The organism is uncultured Gimesia sp. (assembly GCF_937910335.1).
Taxonomy (GTDB): domain Bacteria; phylum Planctomycetota; class Planctomycetia; order Planctomycetales; family Planctomycetaceae; genus Gimesia.
Genome location: NZ_CALEMX010000614.1, coordinates 1 through 16,539, shown reverse-complemented (window position 1 = coordinate 16,539; position 16,539 = coordinate 1). Strand labels below are relative to the sequence as shown.

Annotated in this window: 16 protein-coding genes; 11 read left to right on the top strand and 5 right to left on the bottom strand. The window is 46.8% G+C overall.

Annotation, left to right across the window (positions count from 1 at the left end):
• The first annotated feature begins 16 nt into the window (after window positions 1-16).
• The 4 genes from Q0668_RS25115 (at window position 17) to Q0668_RS25100 (ending at window position 4,850) form a co-directional block, all read left to right on the top strand.
• Window positions 17-1,249: an LL-diaminopimelate aminotransferase gene (locus tag Q0668_RS25115; RefSeq protein ID WP_298869306.1), complete on the top strand. Its 1,233-nt coding sequence runs from the start codon at window positions 17-19 to the stop codon at window positions 1,247-1,249.
• Window positions 1,250-1,520: 271 nt separating this feature from the next.
• On the top strand, window positions 1,521-2,237 hold the full coding sequence (locus Q0668_RS25110) for an FKBP-type peptidyl-prolyl cis-trans isomerase (RefSeq protein WP_298869305.1): 717 nt from the start codon (window positions 1,521-1,523) through the stop codon (window positions 2,235-2,237).
• Between the two features lie 282 nt (window positions 2,238-2,519).
• Window positions 2,520-3,611: a hypothetical protein gene (locus Q0668_RS25105; RefSeq protein WP_298869304.1), complete on the top strand. Its 1,092-nt coding sequence runs from the start codon at window positions 2,520-2,522 to the stop codon at window positions 3,609-3,611.
• 198 nt (window positions 3,612-3,809) lie between these two features.
• Window positions 3,810-4,850 (top strand): ThiF family adenylyltransferase, encoded by a 1,041-nt coding sequence (locus Q0668_RS25100; protein WP_298869303.1) that lies wholly within the window; start codon window positions 3,810-3,812, stop codon window positions 4,848-4,850.
• 48 nt (window positions 4,851-4,898) lie between these two features.
• Here Q0668_RS25100 and Q0668_RS25095 read toward each other — a convergent pair whose 3' ends face one another.
• Complete coding sequence (locus Q0668_RS25095) at window positions 4,899-6,413, bottom strand: alpha/beta hydrolase-fold protein (RefSeq protein ID WP_298869302.1); 1,515 nt, start codon at window positions 6,411-6,413, stop codon at window positions 4,899-4,901.
• Window positions 6,414-6,529: 116 nt separating this feature from the next.
• On the opposite strand from Q0668_RS25095, the gene Q0668_RS25090 reads away from it, so the two are divergent.
• The 3 genes from Q0668_RS25090 to Q0668_RS25080 all read left to right on the top strand — a co-directional run bounded on the left by Q0668_RS25090 (window position 6,530) and on the right by Q0668_RS25080 (window position 9,752).
• Window positions 6,530-6,763, top strand: a complete 234-nt coding sequence (locus tag Q0668_RS25090; RefSeq protein ID WP_298869301.1) for a SlyX family protein — start codon at window positions 6,530-6,532, stop codon at window positions 6,761-6,763.
• Between the two features lie 137 nt (window positions 6,764-6,900).
• The gene (locus tag Q0668_RS25085) at window positions 6,901-8,379 is read left to right on the top strand and encodes a sulfatase-like hydrolase/transferase (protein WP_298869300.1); all 1,479 of its coding nucleotides are present in this window, start codon (window positions 6,901-6,903) and stop codon (window positions 8,377-8,379) included.
• 329 nt (window positions 8,380-8,708) lie between these two features.
• Complete coding sequence (locus Q0668_RS25080; RefSeq protein ID WP_298869299.1) at window positions 8,709-9,752, top strand: fatty acid desaturase; 1,044 nt, start codon at window positions 8,709-8,711, stop codon at window positions 9,750-9,752.
• Window positions 9,753-9,847: 95 nt separating this feature from the next.
• On the opposite strand, the gene Q0668_RS25075 is transcribed toward Q0668_RS25080, so the two are convergent.
• Together Q0668_RS25075 and ahcY are read right to left on the bottom strand one after the other, a co-directional pair.
• Window positions 9,848-10,867 (bottom strand): sugar phosphate isomerase/epimerase family protein, encoded by a 1,020-nt coding sequence (locus Q0668_RS25075; protein ID WP_298869298.1) that lies wholly within the window; start codon window positions 10,865-10,867, stop codon window positions 9,848-9,850.
• A gap of 196 nt (window positions 10,868-11,063) precedes the next feature.
• Window positions 11,064-12,395 carry an adenosylhomocysteinase gene (gene ahcY, locus Q0668_RS25070; protein WP_298869297.1) on the bottom strand — a complete coding sequence of 444 codons (1,332 nt, stop codon included), beginning with the start codon at window positions 12,393-12,395 and terminating at the stop codon, window positions 11,064-11,066.
• 481 nt (window positions 12,396-12,876) lie between these two features.
• Here ahcY and metF point away from each other — a divergent pair, with 481 nt between their 5' ends.
• From metF to Q0668_RS25055, 3 genes are all read left to right on the top strand, one after another.
• Window positions 12,877-13,752: a methylenetetrahydrofolate reductase [NAD(P)H] gene (gene metF / locus Q0668_RS25065; RefSeq protein ID WP_298869296.1), complete on the top strand. Its 876-nt coding sequence runs from the start codon at window positions 12,877-12,879 to the stop codon at window positions 13,750-13,752.
• Window positions 13,753-13,801: 49 nt separating this feature from the next.
• Entirely contained in the window at window positions 13,802-14,659 is an 858-nt protein-coding gene (gene aroE / locus Q0668_RS25060; protein ID WP_298869295.1) for a shikimate dehydrogenase, read from the top strand.
• A gap of 109 nt (window positions 14,660-14,768) precedes the next feature.
• On the top strand, window positions 14,769-15,206 hold the full coding sequence (locus Q0668_RS25055; RefSeq protein WP_298869294.1) for an SMI1/KNR4 family protein: 438 nt from the start codon (window positions 14,769-14,771) through the stop codon (window positions 15,204-15,206).
• Between the two features lie 163 nt (window positions 15,207-15,369).
• Here the strand turns inward: Q0668_RS25055 and Q0668_RS25050 are convergent, their stop codons facing one another.
• Window positions 15,370-15,570, bottom strand: a complete 201-nt coding sequence (locus Q0668_RS25050) for a hypothetical protein (protein WP_298869293.1) — start codon at window positions 15,568-15,570, stop codon at window positions 15,370-15,372.
• Window positions 15,571-15,878: 308 nt separating this feature from the next.
• On the opposite strand from Q0668_RS25050, the gene Q0668_RS25045 reads away from it, so the two are divergent.
• Entirely contained in the window at window positions 15,879-16,190 is a 312-nt protein-coding gene (locus Q0668_RS25045) for a hypothetical protein (protein WP_298869292.1), read from the top strand.
• A gap of 16 nt (window positions 16,191-16,206) precedes the next feature.
• Here the strand turns inward: Q0668_RS25045 and Q0668_RS25040 are convergent, their stop codons facing one another.
• Window positions 16,207-16,476 carry a hypothetical protein gene (locus tag Q0668_RS25040; protein WP_298869291.1) on the bottom strand — a complete coding sequence of 90 codons (270 nt, stop codon included), beginning with the start codon at window positions 16,474-16,476 and terminating at the stop codon, window positions 16,207-16,209.
• Window positions 16,477-16,539: the final 63 nt, after the last annotated feature.

Here is a 16,539-nt window from a genome sequence, read left to right as displayed (position 1 = left end):
TGATTTGAGGCGTGAAATGGCTTTGATAAACGATCACTACCTGAAGCTCAAAGCGGGCTATCTGTTTCCGGAAATTGCGCGTCGTGTAAACACATTTTGTGATGAGAACCCGAATGCCGCTGTGATTAAACTGGGGATAGGTGATGTGACCGAACCACTTCCAACAGCGATTAGAGAGGCCATGCATGCTGCCATTGATGAGATGGGAGATCGTGGTACATTTCGTGGCTATGGCCCTGAGCAGGGATATGCGTTTCTTCGCGAGGCGATTGCCCGTAATGATTATGAGTCGCGTGGTGTCGAGATTTCTGCGGACGAGATTTTTGTTTCCGATGGTTCGAAGTGTGACACGGGTAATATTCTGGATATTTTTGGTGCGGACAATAAGGTTGCTGTGACCGATCCTGTTTATCCCGTTTATGTCGATACGAACGTGATGACCGGACGTACCGGCGCGGCAGATGAGAGTGGGCGTTATGCAGGTTTAACCTATCTGCCAGTCACTGCAGAAAACGAGTTCGTACCTTCTCTGCCGGACTCTCCCGTCGATCTGATCTATCTCTGTTATCCGAATAATCCCACGGGAACCGTCGCGACGAAAGAGACTTTGAAGCTATGGGTTGATTATGCCAAGGCCCATGGATCTATCATTCTGTTTGATGCTGCCTATGAAGGATTCATTACCGACCCGGAAATTCCCCATTCTATTTATGAGATTGAAGGCGCCAAAGAGGTTGCGATTGAATTTCGCAGTTTCAGTAAAAATGCCGGCTTCACAGGAACTCGTTGTGCGTTTACGGTAGTTCCCCAACAGCTCATGGGAAAAACCGCCTCGGGTGAAACGGCGGCAATTCATCCTCTCTGGAATCGACGCCATTGCACAAAGTTTAATGGTGTCTCTTATATTATTCAGAAAGGCGCAGAAGCCGCTTACTCTGAACAGGGGCAACAAGAGATACAGGCTCTGATTGCCTTCTATCTGGAAAATGCCCGCCTGTTGCGTGAAGGTCTGGAGTCGGTAGGCATCTCTGTTTATGGTGGTGTCAATGCTCCCTACGTCTGGCTCAAAACACCCGGAGATTCGAGCAGTTGGGAGTTCTTCGATGAATTGTTGCAGAAAGCACATCTGGTGGGGACGCCGGGTAGTGGTTTTGGTGCTTCGGGAGAAGGTTATTTCCGTCTAAGTGCTTTCAATAGCCGAGATAATATTAACGAAGCGGTTACCCGATTCCAAAAAGTCGTGAGCTAATCAGGAGTTAGCAGCGAGAGGTTGGCTGTAATATGTGCACCTGATTTCAGGACCAATCATTCCATATCGGCTCTCCTTTATATGGACACCCCCCGGGCGACTCTCTTATAATTGGCTCCTTAGGTTTAGTCAAAGTTCCTCTGTGAAAGAGGACACCATGCAATCCATCATCTGCTCATTCGGTCGGTACTTGCTGCCAACTGAATCTCGCCGTCTGGTATGGTCACCCCTGTTCAACATACGTTTCCTTATTCACCGAAAGGTTCTTCCTATGTCTAAATGGCATTTCACTGCCTGTTTATGTATTGCATTCTTTGGATGCTCTCAATTCGTGACGGCTCAGACCGAAAAAGCAGCTCCAGGTAAATCAGCATTCAAAGATCAAAAGCAAAAAGTCAGTTATGGAATCGGTTATAACCTTGGTCAAAACCTGATGAAGGATCAATTGGATCTGGATCCCCAGATTCTTGTCAAAGGAATTCTGGATGCTATGACCAAACAGAAACCCAAAATGACAGAAGAGCAAATTCGTGCAACATTGATTGCGTTTCAACAGGAACTGCGAACACAGCAGGAATCAAAGATGAAGCAAGCTGCAGCGGCAAACGTTGCCAAGGGAAAGCAGTTTCTGGTAGACAATGCTAAGAAAGAAGGCGTGAAAACAACAAAAAGTGGTCTGCAATATAAGGTGATCAAAAAAGGCACGGGGAAAACTCCCGGCTTGAATGACAGTGTGACCACACATTATCGTGGAACTCTGATCAATGGAAAAGAGTTTGATAGTTCTTACAAACGAAATCAACCCGCGACGTTTCCTGTCAAAGGTGTGATCGGTGGCTGGACGGAAGCACTGCAGTTGATGAAAGAGGGCGATAAGTGGCAGCTGTTTATTCCCGGCGATCTGGCTTATGGCTCAAGAGGATCTGGTCCCGATATCGGACCCAACGAAGTTCTTGTATTTGATATTGAGTTGCTCAAGGTAAACTGATTTTACCTCAATAAAAAATCTAATAATCGACCTTTCCGAAGCCGGCGCTCTTATTGAGCGTCGGCTTTTTTTATGATCACGTCTGTTGGCATCAATCAACGGCTCTCTGGGCGGGTCGCAAGGAATTTACTGATTTTGACGGGTAGAATTACACTCAAGCATTGGTATTTTTACATGTCAAAGTTCGTTGGTGTGGCATTTTGTAAGCTAAAGTACACGGAGAGTCACTGAAATAATATCGACACACATTCTCCGTCCTTCAGTAATAAAAGTAGATCAGCCATGTCAGATATGAGCCATAGTAATTCACTGCTTTTGCAGGAAGCAAACAAATCTCCATCGCACTCCTCGTGTCCTGAATGTGGCACGGATGAGCCTTGGGGACTTTCATCGTGGTGTCCGCAATGCGGCTTCTACCCGAAGCTGGGAAAATGTGTGGGTCAATCTAATGTTCAACAGGAAACAGAAACCAAAGCACAGCCTCAAACGATTTGGGAATTAATCCCGGAGTGGGGATGGATTCTTGCGATTGGTACGATTGCTGCGATCGGCTTAAGTGTTGGCGGACGTTTCTATTGTAGTGATGCTTCTGAATTATGTTTGTGGACATTAACACAAGCGACGATCGGTCTGGTCCTGTTTTTGATCGGACATGTCATTGTTTATTTGAATGCCGTATCAAAGTCATTTGAGTTTGGCATGATGAGTATTTTCCTGACGCCACTTAAAATATGGGGACCGACGATCCGTCGTTTTCCGGCAGGAGCCTGGAAATTAGATATGGCAATCTGGGGGCTGACATTACTGGTGGGTGCTTTTGCGATCGTTGGTGGTTTTGAATTCGATTCATTATTCAAGGACTGGGGGGTCCGGAAACGTGCTAATGTCAACTTGGTGGCAACTGTGGTCGACCGTGCGAAGGAAGCAGATGGAGGTGCGGAGAATCTGGAAGACGCACTAAACGACTTTGCTGGTGGAAGTGAAGAAGAAAAAGCGAAGGCAAAGAAAGTGGCTGCCAGTTTACCTGTAGAAGCGGCACCGAAGCTCATTGAATTTGATTGTTTGCTGGTGGGCTATACTACATTGTCCAACGGCAAGATCGATACGGTGCTGTTAGCCGCTTCTCATAATAAACAATTAGTCTATGCGGGAACTATTTACGCAAGTGATGTTCCTGAAGAAGTGCGAAAAGCCTGGCAGGCTCAACTGCCAAGCTTGAAGCAATCGACGCCATTCGTGAAAATGAATCGGTCAGCAACCTGGTTGAAACCAAAAATCACGCTCAAGGTGGCTTCCAAAGGCTGGGGAGAGACGAATCTACGATTGATCAAACCTCAGTTTGTCTCACTCTTGCAGGAAATCAGTCTCGATTAACTTTACTTGTCGGAACTATGAAAAAGCCGAGTATGGCCCTGCTGTATCAACAGCGGGGCCTTTTTTATTTTGCTGTCATGCAGTGATGGTTTCCTGTTCTATCGCTGGTTCTGTGTGTTGGGGGTCTGTTATCCCGGCTCTTGCTTGTTAAAATAGCAGGAAAGTCATTTCATTCAATTGAATCAGGCGATGAACACCATGAATCCGGAACTGGAACGTTATAGTCGGCAAGTCTTTTTTTCAGAGTTGGGGGAAGCAGGTCAAACCCGTTTGATGCAGGGCCGCGTATTATTATGTGGATGTGGTGCTCTGGGGACGGTATTAGCTGAGACGCTGGTCAGGGCGGGTGTGGGTCATATCAAAATCGTTGATCGTGATTTTGTCGAACTGAGCAATTTGCAGAGACAGGTGCTGTTTGATGAAACGGACGTGGCCGCCAAACTTCCCAAAGCAATTGCAGCTGTCGAAAAACTGAAAAAGATCAACAGCGAAGTCCAAATCGAACCGATAGTCGAAGACATTGATCATACGAATATTTTATCGCTGGCAAAGGATGTCGATTTGATACTGGACGGCACTGATAATTTTGAAGTGCGTTATTTGATTAATGATGTGTCGCTAGAGCTGGGGATTCCCTGGATCTATTGTGGGTGTATTGGCAGCACCGGACAGACGATGACCATTCTACCAGGCAAGTCCGCCTGCCTGCGCTGTTTAATCGATTCCGCACCGGAGCCGGGCAGTACGGAAACCTGTGATACCGCGGGAATACTGGGGCCGACTGTCAATGTCATTGCATCTTTGGAAGCCATCAGCGCATTCAAAATACTTTCAGGGCGCGAAGATCTGATCAAGCCAGTTCTGACGGTCGTCGATGTCTGGGAGGGATCGTTTCGGCAGATGAGTGTCGCTGACCTGCGAGAGAAAGCTGGCTGTAAAGCCTGCCATCAGGGGGAGCGGATCTGGCTGAAGGGAGACCAAGGTTCGCGAACGACACAATTGTGTGGCAGAAACGCTGTCCAGGTTTCTCCCGCCGAAAAAAGTCGCATCTCTTTTGAAGACCTCGCCGAGAAGCTGCAGAATTCGGGGGCCGTCGAATTTAACACATATTTGCTCAGGCTGAATCTGAAAGATCCCGATTATGAAATCAGCCTGTTTCGTGATGGTCGCGCCATTATTAAAGGTACTGATGACCCCGCTGCTGCAAAAACCATTTATGCCCGCTATATCGGCAGTTAATTAATGGTGCATGTGACGGTCGCGTCAAATCGCGCATTTTTAAAAACGCTATTTGATCTCAGGCTGATGTTTCAGGAACGACTGGACCATCTCTTTGCGAATTCTCAACAACAAATCTTTGGATATCAGCGAGGAATGATTTTTGCCAGGATGAATTTCTACAACGGCGTGACCGCCTAAATTTGCAAGCGATTTTTTAAGTAGAATGGTTGCGCCTTCGAGGTAAAAAGTATCTTGATCCCCCATGAATACATGAATTTTGCCATCGAGTTGCGGTAAGAGTTCTATCCAATTTGTTTCCAGGATTAACCGGATATCATACGCTTTCCAGGTTTCTGCTACATCGGGATTGATATTTCCTGTTTTTCGATCATACAGTTTCATGGGTGCGCCATCTTTTCCGCGGGGGCTGAAGACGGCTTCAAAACTTCGCAGTTGACCGCCGTGTCCGAGCACATGTTCCATTTTGGAAAAAGACTCGTACCATAGTATCGGCGACTGTTTCATACGGGCGATGGGCCGAGCTTGCTTTGACGCATCACGGTACATGTTATCGTTTTGGTCGTAGAGATTGATTTGCTGAAAGTCACGAAAGTCGACGGGATCGGGAGCCGTGCTCCATGTCCCTCCAAACGTGTCCGGGTATGTGACTTGTAACCAGAGTGAAGACCAGCCTCCTGAAGAATGTCCCGTTAAAAATCGGGCGCGTTGGTGCGGGATGGCGCGGTAAGTTTTTTCCAGTTCCGGCAGGAATTCGGTGGTGAGGGCTTTACCGACAGGGCCGTTATTAGCTGAGTCCGCAAAAACATGATGGCCCCAGCGGCATTTAGGATTCAGAAAAACGCGAATAAATTCGACATCATCTTCGTTTTTTTCGGAGACAGGGGTCTCTCTGCGTCCCCGAAAATGGTCGCCACCAAAACCGGGGATGGAATAGATCATGGGGTACTTTCTCTGATTTTGCAGATAGTAACTTTGTGGTAATAGAACGGTGGCTTCGAGGTAGGTGTTGCGGCCGTGGAATTCGGAGAGGAGCGCAGAGCGCACTTTGATGAGTTTACTCCAGCGTGTATTTTTATAAGTTTTTTGCGGCACCAGTTTGTCAATAATGAAGAGCGGCGTTTTCTGGTTCCTGTTTGCTGGAATGGTGAGGGCTTGGCTAAATCCGTTGCCGGGCGCGGTGCCAACATTAGGGTCGAGGTCGTTGAAGCGCGCGACAGCCTGAGCGCGATACTTTGTAAGATTCATCTCGGACAGTGGTTTTGGGAATGAGAGTAAGCCTTTTGATTTCGGTGTGAAATCAAGAATCTCTCCTGGTTGCCAGTTCACCACGTCTCGACTGAGAAACATTTCAGGCTGGAACCAGGAGGGTCCCAAGCGGGGTTCTCGCTGAGAACGTGTAAAAATAAGATACACGCGGCCCGTAAACGGCTGATTATGAACGGATTCTGCAAATCGGACCTGAAATGTATTTTCAGATGCATGCGATTCCGCTAAGACAAGCAGAGAGAGGCTGAATGCCCATAAGAGAGTCAGGACGCAAAATCGAAATTGTTGAATCATGTTAAATCAGGCCCCAGGTTATTTCATTGCAGAAGTCGGCGGAACGAAAACCCTGTCTCAATCATAACCGATAAACTCAATAAGAAAAGTAGAATCAGTGAAAGGTACTTACCAAAATGAGTGATAAGCTACCCACGCAGGAAGAACTGTTATCTCGTTTAAAAGAGGTAGAATCCATTTTAATGCACGTTCAACATGAGGTTGAACAGTTAAATGATGCCGTTTTGCAACGAAACACGGAAGTAGATGTCCTGAGTAAAACATTGAAACTTCTCGATTCGCGTCTCGGCGTCCTGGAGGAAGAGGATGAGGGTCATGATCCCGAACTGGAAAGGCCACCCCATTATTGATGGAATGCTGTCAGGTTATTTCTACTATGCACCCTCTGGCAAATCCCGATCTCACTTGAAAAAAGGGTGATGATGATTCATGCTTTAAGAAAGAGTTTATCGCAATCTTTTTTTAATTTCCGTGAAAGGCGTTGCTCATGCGTCAGATGATGTCAGGTGGATTCAACGGTTGGTTTGTTATTCTGCTCTGTCTCTGTAGTGCCACGATGCTGCACGCTGCGGAACAGAAACAACCCAACGTGGTGATTATCATGACGGATAATCATGGTGAATGGACTTTGGGCTGTTATGGAAATAAGGATATTCAAACGCCTCACATTGATCAGCTGGCGAAAGAGGGAACACTCTTCACGCGCGCTTTTGCCAACAATGCGGTCTGTTCGCCGACCCGAGCCAGTTTTCTGACAGGCTTGATGCCCTGTCAGCATGGGGTGCATTGCTTCCTTAGAACCCGAATTCAGACCGGTCCTGACTCATTCAATACATTGGAAGAATTTCCGTCGATTCCTCAAGTACTACATGACGCCGGTTACGTATGTGGAATGTCTGGCAAATGGCATTTGGGAGATAATCTTTATCCGCAAGAAGGTTTTTCCTACTGGATTACAAAGCCACATGGTGGCAGTTCTGGATTTTATGACCAGAACGTAATCGAAAACGAGAAAATTCGAAAAGAACCAACTTATCTCACGGATCTGTGGACACAACATGGTGTCAAATTTATCAAGCAGAATCAGGAGAAACCTTTCTTTCTGTTTTTGGCTTATAACGGCCCCTATGGTTTGGCGCCTGCGATGAGTGAGCCGATCAAAAATCGGTTTAAAGCAGAATATGAAAAAAAGACGTTTCCTTCCTTCCCCAGAGAAAAGGCACAGCCCTGGAATTTTAATTACGGTGATTATATTGGAGATCTGGGAATCATTCGTAAATATGCGGCAGAGGTATCGGGAATAGACGATGGCGTAGGTCAGATTATGCAGACACTGAAAGAGTTGGGGCTCCGCGAGAATACGCTGGTTATTTTTACAGCCGATCAGGGGTTGGCTGGCGGTCATAGTGGTTATTGGGGAATGGGAGATCATACGCGCCCTCTGACAGCCTTTGACTGGACGATGAGTATACCGCTCATCTTTTCACAACCGGGAAAAATAGAGGAGGGTGCACGCCCGGAAATGATGGTGGCCAATTATGATGTGTATCCTACCCTGCTGAACTATTTAGGATTGAAGGATAAAATTCCCGCGCAGCCAGCGACTCCGGGCAGGAATTTTGCACCCGTTCTCAAAGGCGAACAGATTCCCTGGTCGGAAGTGGTATTTTATGAATTTGAAAACGTCCGCGCGATTCGTACTAAAGACTGGAAATACATCGAACGTTTTAAAGAAACTCCCAATGAACTCTATCATCTGGTTCCAGATCCCGGTGAAAGAAAGAACTTGATCGACGATTCGAAATTCAGCCAACAGCGTCAAAAACTCAAGCAGAGAATGGATCGATTCTTTGCAAAATACGCCGATCCTAAATGGGACATCTGGCATGGTGGCCAATCAAAAACGGTTCTGATGTCGAAGAAACTATTTCCCGAGTCCTACCTCTATCTACCTGCCTCAAAGTAGAGACAGTCAGCGGGGTTAGTCCTTCGCATCCGAACGATCTCGTCTCGTCTCTCGGGCGGTATAGTCGCTAAAATCGGCATAATCAGAAATCCCGCTTTTTGCTCTGTAGATTCTCTACGTTATCCAACGATTGGTTTTTGCATGACTCCATTCACCGACTTACTCTGAATGTATCGGAGTGTTTGAGTGAAATGCCCCCTCTTCTGCAAATTCTCAAAGCGAGTTAGTCAAAAAGTGGCATTTCACCTGCTGGAATGTGGGTCCGTCTTTCCGATACGTATTTTAACGATCCGTTTTGAAAGTTTGAGCACAACCAGGAGGTACGTGCCATGTCGGTGACACATTTTACCGCTAAAGAAATTTGCGATCTCGAAGTAAAGTCAACAACGCCCCGTTTTTTACATTCCCCGTTTGGAACGGCCGCGATTCTGGCTTTGGCATTTCAATGGCCTTCCAGCGCCTGGTATTTCCAGGTGGGGTGGACCCTCATTGCCGCTTACAGCATGTTCTGCTGGTCAAGCTGTTTTCATGAAACGTCTCATCAGGGAATTTGCGGAAAACGCTGGGTTAGTATTTGGTTAGGACGTGCCCTTGGTACGATGTCGTTTGTTTCTTATACCGCTTATCGAGAGTCTCACATTCGCCATCATGCTTATCTGAATAAGCCCGGCGATTGGGAATTGTGGCCTTATTCCGATCCGAATACGTCACTGACATTTCGTCGTATTTTCTGCTGGTTGGAACTTCCCTTCGGATTTTTTACTTCTCCCTTTGTTTACAGTCGCATGTGTTTCAGTAAAAACACTCCGGTGAAAAATCCGGATGTCATGAAAGCCATGCGGATCGAATACGCGGTCATGGCGATTGTCTGGGCGTTGATTCTGGGAACGGTGGCCTGGTTCTCTCTCTGGAAGCCATTTATCGTTGCCTGGGTCATTCCGCATTGGGTTGCCAGTGTGATCCAGACCTTTCGCAAATTTACCGAGCACCTGGGAATGCAAAGCTACGACCCTTTGCTGGGAACACGTACCGTGATTGGTTCAAGTTTTATTACACGTCTCTGCACATACATCAATTTTGATATTTTCGTGCACGGCCCTCATCATCGACATCCTAAAATTGCTCACAATAAACTGGTCGAGAAGATGGATACTTACCAGGAGAATAATCCTGAGACGCAGTATCCTGTCTTTACGACATATATGTCAGCTATCAGACACACGATTCCCGCACTTTGGAATCCGGGAGTGGGTATGAATGTAGGAGCCCCTGCCCCGAAAAAAGAAAAATGGCTGGGAGCAGATAACTTTGTCACAGATGTTGCCCGGGAAATTCTCGCTGATCGTGATATTGCGAAACCTCATCGGCAATAACATTGAATTTGATCAATCGAAAACGCCCCACTGCTTCTTTAGCGATGGGGCGTTTTTTTATTGTTAATCAAACTGGATCACAGGTTCTGTTCGAATCATCTTCTGAAGCGGCGATTGCGGAAAAGGCGACGACGACGACGAGGTTCACAACATTCTGAGTCGACCGGCTGAGGTTCGTATTCCGGTGTCAGTTCCTTACGAACTTTTAACAGCAGTTTTTTACTGGCTTTGATACCCGCAGATTCGTCGAGCTCACTGCCTTCGTATTCAATGCCTACATAGCCGTGATAGCCGGCGTCCATCACAATTTTCATCATCTTGACATAATCTGTTTTGGTCTCGTTGCCCGCTTTGTCAAAATTATGCGTTTTCGCACTGACGGCTTTTGCGTAAGGCATTAGTTCTTTGACCCCTTTGTAGCGGTCATATTCTTCGCCTGTTTTGCGATCAAGGACGAAGTTTCCGAAATCGGGCAGTGTTCCGCATCCGGGGAGATTGACCATCTTCATGACCCCTGCCAGCCAGGCACCGTTGGATGAGAGGCCGCCGTGATTTTCCACTAACACATCGATACCAGATTTTGCCGCGAATTCTGTAAGACGACGTAAGCCATCGGCTGCCAGTTTTTGTTGTTCCTGATAGGTGCCATTGCTGCGTGCATTCACGCGGATCGAGTGGCAGCCTAGAGTTTTCGCTGCCTCAACCCATTGATGATGATTTTTGATAGCCTGCGTCCGTTTTTTGGCATCGGGATCACCCAGGGCCCCTTCCCCGTCAATCATGATCAGCAGATTTTTCACGCCGACATCAGAGGCCCGCTGATTCATTTGCGCGAGGTATTTTGCATCACGGGCTTTATCTTTAAAGAATTGATTCACATATTCGACAGCCGAGATACCATACTCTTCCTTTGTTACCCTGGCAAAGTCGAGGTTATCCAATTTCCCGCTTCTGAGTGCGCGATGCAGAGACCATTGCGCCAGAGAAATTTCGAATAAAGGGTTGTTCGCTGTGGCAGCAGCGAAAGCAGAACCGGCCCAGGCGGGAAGCATAATTCCGGCAGAGAATGCGGTTGTCTGTTTCAGGAAGTCACGGCGTGAAGAAATGTGGGTCATGAGGGAATCTTTCTCTGTTCGTCATGAATTGGATTTGCAGATTGAATATGCACAGCAATCACAGTTTCCAGATTATAAAAACTCGTGTGTCAGGAAACAATCAAAGCTATGGGTTGTGAAAAACAAAACCTCCGAATCATAAAGGCTCATGATTCGGAGGTTTTTTATTGTCGCAAGACTTGTTGTCAGTGCAATTTTAATAGCGATAGTAATCTGGTTTGTAAGGTCCTTCGACGGGAATTCCAAGATATTCTGCCTGTTGTTCTGACAGTTTTGAGAGTTTCACGCCCAGTTTATCCAGGTGCAGGCGAGCGACTTCTTCGTCTAGATGTTTAGGAAGCATGTACACGCCAATTTCGTACTTATCGGTTTCGTTCCAAAGTTCGAGTTGTCCGATGACCTGATTGGTAAAGCTATTGGACATTACAAAAGAGGGATGACCTGTGGCACAACCCAGATTTACCAGGCGGCCTTCCGCAAGTACAATCAGTGCTTTGCCGTCAGGGAATACAAATTTGTCGACCTGAGGTTTGATTTCAATTTTCTCGATGTCTTTTCGGTTTTCCATGTAAGCAACCTGAATTTCCGAATCGAAGTGACCGATGTTGCAGATGATCGCTTCGTTTTTCATCTGTTCCAGATGTTCGCCACGAATGACATCAAAGCAACCGGTTGCCGTTACAAAGATATCGCCACGGGAGGCAGCATCTTCCATGGTTGTGACTTCAAAACCTTCCATCGCGGCTTGCAACGCACAGATGGGATCGATTTCTGTAATCACGACACGTGCTCCGAGCCCTTTCATGGCGTCGGCACACCCTTTGCCGACATCGCCATAGCCACAGACGACTACGACTTTTCCGGCGATCATAATATCGGTGGCTCTTTTGATACCATCAGCTAAAGACTCGCGGCAACCATAGAGGTTGTCAAACTTGCTCTTTGTGACAGAGTCGTTGACGTTGATGGCGGGGACACCCAGTTTTCCGGCTTCGTGCATTTGATGCAAACGGTGCACGCCGGTGGTGGTTTCTTCGGTGAGTCCTTTGATTGTTTTGAGCAGTTCAGGGAACTTTTCATGTACCATGACGGTCAAATCGCCACCGTCGTCAAGAATCATATTCAGTGGTTCGCCGTTGGGCCAGTAAATGGTCTGTTCGATGCACCAGTCGAATTCTTCTTCACTCATGCCTTTCCAGGCAAAGACAGGAACGCCGGTTGCTGCAATGGCGGCTGCGGCATGATCCTGTGTGGAAAAGATATTACAACTTGACCAGCGTACTTCGGCGCCCAATGCGGTGAGTGTTTCGATCAGGACAGCGGTTTGAATCGTCATGTGCAGACAGCCGGCGATGCGCGCTCCTTTGAGTGGCTGCTCTTTGCCGTACTTTTCGCGTAATGCCATCAAGCCGGGCATTTCCGTTTCGGCCAGTTCAATTTCTTTTCGACCCCAGGCGGCTAAATTCTGAAAGTCCTCATCGTTGTAATCTTTCACTTTATACGGCAGTGAGTTCGCTTCGGTCGACATTCTCAATCCTTTTTTGTTTCAATTGGAGAAAGGGGAGTTTTTGAATTGTAATCAAGCGGAAACCGACTTGAATGATGGCATTATAGTTGCTTTACTTTAGCAGACAAAATTTTAGACCAAATATTATAGTGAAAAGTGCCAATTATTTTCTGGGATGATTCACTGGTTGAGCACAGTTCTTCAACAATATGTGACTGCTGAAGTTATGGCGTTTTTTCTCTATTCGACAACATTAAAATAGAGGCCCTCTGGCTAGCGAGTGGCTGACGAATGTGCCTACAATTTGCGAGGGTGGCCAACCTCACAGGTCAATAGTTTGTCTCTGTTGAGTCCAAGAGTAGAGAAATCGAACCGGGCTGGCAATAGAAACGGCATCATTGATAACCTGCAAAATGCATAATTTATAGTCGAAACGATATCTGGTCATCAAATATCAGAATCGAACAAGCTTTGTTAAACTCTCTTCGGATAAGTAAATAGAATGCGAATCAGTGAATTATATCGTTCGGGAACATTTGGTCTTTCAGTGGAAGTGTTTCCCCCCAAGAGTGAAAAGGGTGATGCGATTCTGTTCCAGACGCTGGAAGAGTTGACTCGCTATCAACCGGCGTTTGTCTCTTGCACTTATGGTGCAGGTGGCTCAACAAGCAAGCGGACCATTGAGCTCTGTAATATCATTCAAAATCGGTTCCAGACCCCGGCGACGGCACATTTTACCTGTGTGGTCTCCACCTGTGAGGAACTGATTGAGTGGTTAAAAAATGCTTCTGAAGCCGGCATCAACAATATCATGGCGTTACGCGGCGATCCCCCCGCGGGTCAGGAAACCTTTATCCCTGCTGATGGCGGGTTACGTTATGCGAATGAGCTGGTGGCATTGATTCGGGAACATTTCCCTGAGATGGGTGTTGGTGTAGCCGGCTATCCCGAAGTTCATCCTGATGCACCGGATGCGGATACCGATCTGGCAAACCTGAAGCGCAAAGTGGATGCGGGCGCGGATGCTGTTTATACACAGCTTTTTTTTAATAATACACGCTTTCACGATTTTCGAGAACGATGTGTACAGGCCGGAATTCAGTGTCCGATCATTCCAGGTATCATGCCGATCACAGATTTTAAACGGATTCAACGCATCTCATCCATGAGCAACTCAGAATTGCCAGCCGAATTAACGAGCAAACTGGAATCTGCTCAAGACGACCCGGAGGCACAGTTTGAAATCGGTGTGGAATTCGCCATTAAGCAAAGCCAGGAATTGATCGATGATGGTGTGCCCGGCATTCACTTTTACGCTTTGAATCGTTCGCAAGCCTGCAAACGTATCTTTGATGCACTTGGTTTTGAGCAAGCGTAAACAATCGTATTATTGATCTCTCAGATTCTATAAAGAGACGAGGAACCGCATGAGTCAACCGCTCAATTTTAAACAGGAACTGACGTGTGTGTTTGGGCAGCCGATCTCAGAAAACCCGTCACAGTGTATGATGGAAGCAGCCTTCAAAGACAAGGGTCTGGAATGGCGGTATCAATCGATTGAAGTCGCGCCGGAAAATCTGGAACAGGCCGTCGGCGGTTTGCGGGCAATGGGCTTTCGTGGCGCGAATCTCACGATTCCGCATAAAGTTGAGGTGATTCAATATCTGGATGGCGTTAGCGAAGCAGCCGCCATGATGGGAGCCGTGAATACGATTGTGCGAAAAGGCGATCAACTGATCGGCGAAAACACAGACGGCAAAGGATTTGTCCAATCGTTGAAAGAATTGAGTGACCCGCAAGGTAAAAAAATCGTGATGTTCGGTGCCGGTGGTGCTGCCCGCGCGATTGGTGTCGAAACTGCTTTAGAAGGTGCTACGGAAATCACGATTGTTAACCGCAGTGCCGAGCGAGGCGAAGCACTTGTGGCGCTATTGAAAGAAAAAACCGGCGTCTCTGCTTCCTTTGTGTTATGGGAGGGAGACTATGTCGTTACCGACGACGTAGATGTGGTCATTAATGCCACGTCTATCGGCCTGTTCCCTGATGTGGATGCCGTATTTCCAATCGATTTTTCATCTCTCAAACCGAATATGATTGTTTCTGATGTGATTCCCAACCCGCCGCAAACGCATCTGTTGCGTGAAGCCGCCAAAGTGGGCTGTCAAACCCTGGATGGCTTGGGCATGCTCGTCAATCAGGGCGTGATCGGTTTTCAACTCTGGACCGGTGTCGATCCTGATCCGAAAGTCATGCGGGCGGCGCTGGAAGATGTTTTCGGAGTGTGAATCGTCGGGAGTTGTTTTAAATTTTTAGATAAGATGGAGTATGTAAACCCTCCGCAGGTTTGGTAAAAAGGCCTGCTGGTTCTTAGGTTCTTTTGGTGAGGCAATCTTCATGTCATGGAAAGAACGGATCTTAAAGTTATGCGAATCGGCTCAATTTTTTCCAGGTGCTCGTTCTGCTGAGATCGCTCAGATCAAAACTAGTCTGGGTGTTTGTCTGCCCGCCGCTCTGGAAGAACTCTTACGCGAATCCAATGGCGTCGAAGGAGAATACGGGCTGGGACTGATCTGGTCTCTGGATCGTATCATCCGAGAAAATACAGAATTTCGGCAGAACCCAGATTTTCCCGAGTTGTATATGCCCTTTGATCATTTGCTCTTCTTCGCGGATGCCGGTAATGGAGATCAGTTTGCCTATGCAATTCAGGCGGGCCAGATCCGGAGGCCTGATATCTTTGTCTGGAATCATGAAGAAGACAGCCGCACCTGCTGTGCTCCCTCGCTTGACCAGTATCTGGAGCGTTGGCTTACCGGCGAGCTGCTTTTATGAAACATCCAGAAATGATGCATGACTCAGATGATCGAAACTCTCTTGTCGATGGTGCCTCAGATTATCAAGTTGAATCTGTAACGCCAAATATTTCACGAAAACAAATGCTGGGACTCGCACTGTTTTTGTTGTCACAATCCGTGTTTCTATGGATGTCTGCTCCTTACACATTTTCAATAAGTTCACCAACTGATTTGCCCCCGGAGATGAAGGGGATTTCGGGTCCTGCATTGATGCTCGTGTGGGGAATTACGGGAGGATCTTTTTTGCTGCTTGTATCAGTGGTCTTTGCGTTTCTATTTAAACGTTCTTCAACATTTGAATCATTGGCACTCTGGGCGAAAATTTTGATGGGTTTTTCCATTTATTTATGCATATGCTATCTCTACATGGCGATACACGACATTTATTGGGGATTAATTTTTGCAGTCGTTATGTTGGTTTCGGCTATTTATCACCGAACCATTGTTTGGTTGCTGTCAGATTCATCTGCGAAGAAGACAAGCAAGAACGGGAAGAAATAATGCAAAGGGATAAATACGCAGATGAATGGAATTAAAAATTGTAGAAATGAAAACCCATGTAGATATTACGAACCGAGTAATCGATTTTGTGTCAAATTATTAATCTTCTACTCATTAGACGCAAATTAGAGCTGAGGTCGAAAAATTTATGCATACAGAAGTGGTCTCCAAAATAGAGATACTCGATGACGAACTTCACCTCTGCCTGGAGGGAGAAGGGAACGCCTCATATCAGCATATTTACCGCGAAGCCCAAAGTGTGTACTGGGATCCTGCAAAACATAGTTTTAAATGTTTATCAACCACCGGACTCTCCTATCCAGATATTTGCAGACACATTATTTCCATCACAAAGAGAGTAGGTGTCGAGCTATCACTTTCAGATCAACTGGAGTGGGGCAACGTACCAGAATTAAGTAAAAGCCAGATTTCTAAAATGCTGGATAAAGAAGTGATCTAAAGGGACTTGGTTTCATTTAAATCGTTGTGTGATTGCCCTGTCCGTTTCCTGCTCGCTGCGCTCGTCCCGAATTGCATTCGGGACCACCCCATGTTTTTGGATGTGGTTTGTGTGTGACGTGTATGCACTTCTGGATGTTCATCTTCGTGGAGCCGAGCCACATCGGGTAAAATTTCTGTTCGTGGGTTGGTTTTGCCGCCGTTGTTTTAGACGGTTTTTTACCACGAAAATCACGAAAGACACGAAACGTATTGTTGTTGCGATTTCTGTTCTCGCGGGAGGACACATGGGTCCTCCCCTAGTGCGCCTGCAAGCGCATCGAATCAGCGAGGTGAAAGTCCTTGCCGAG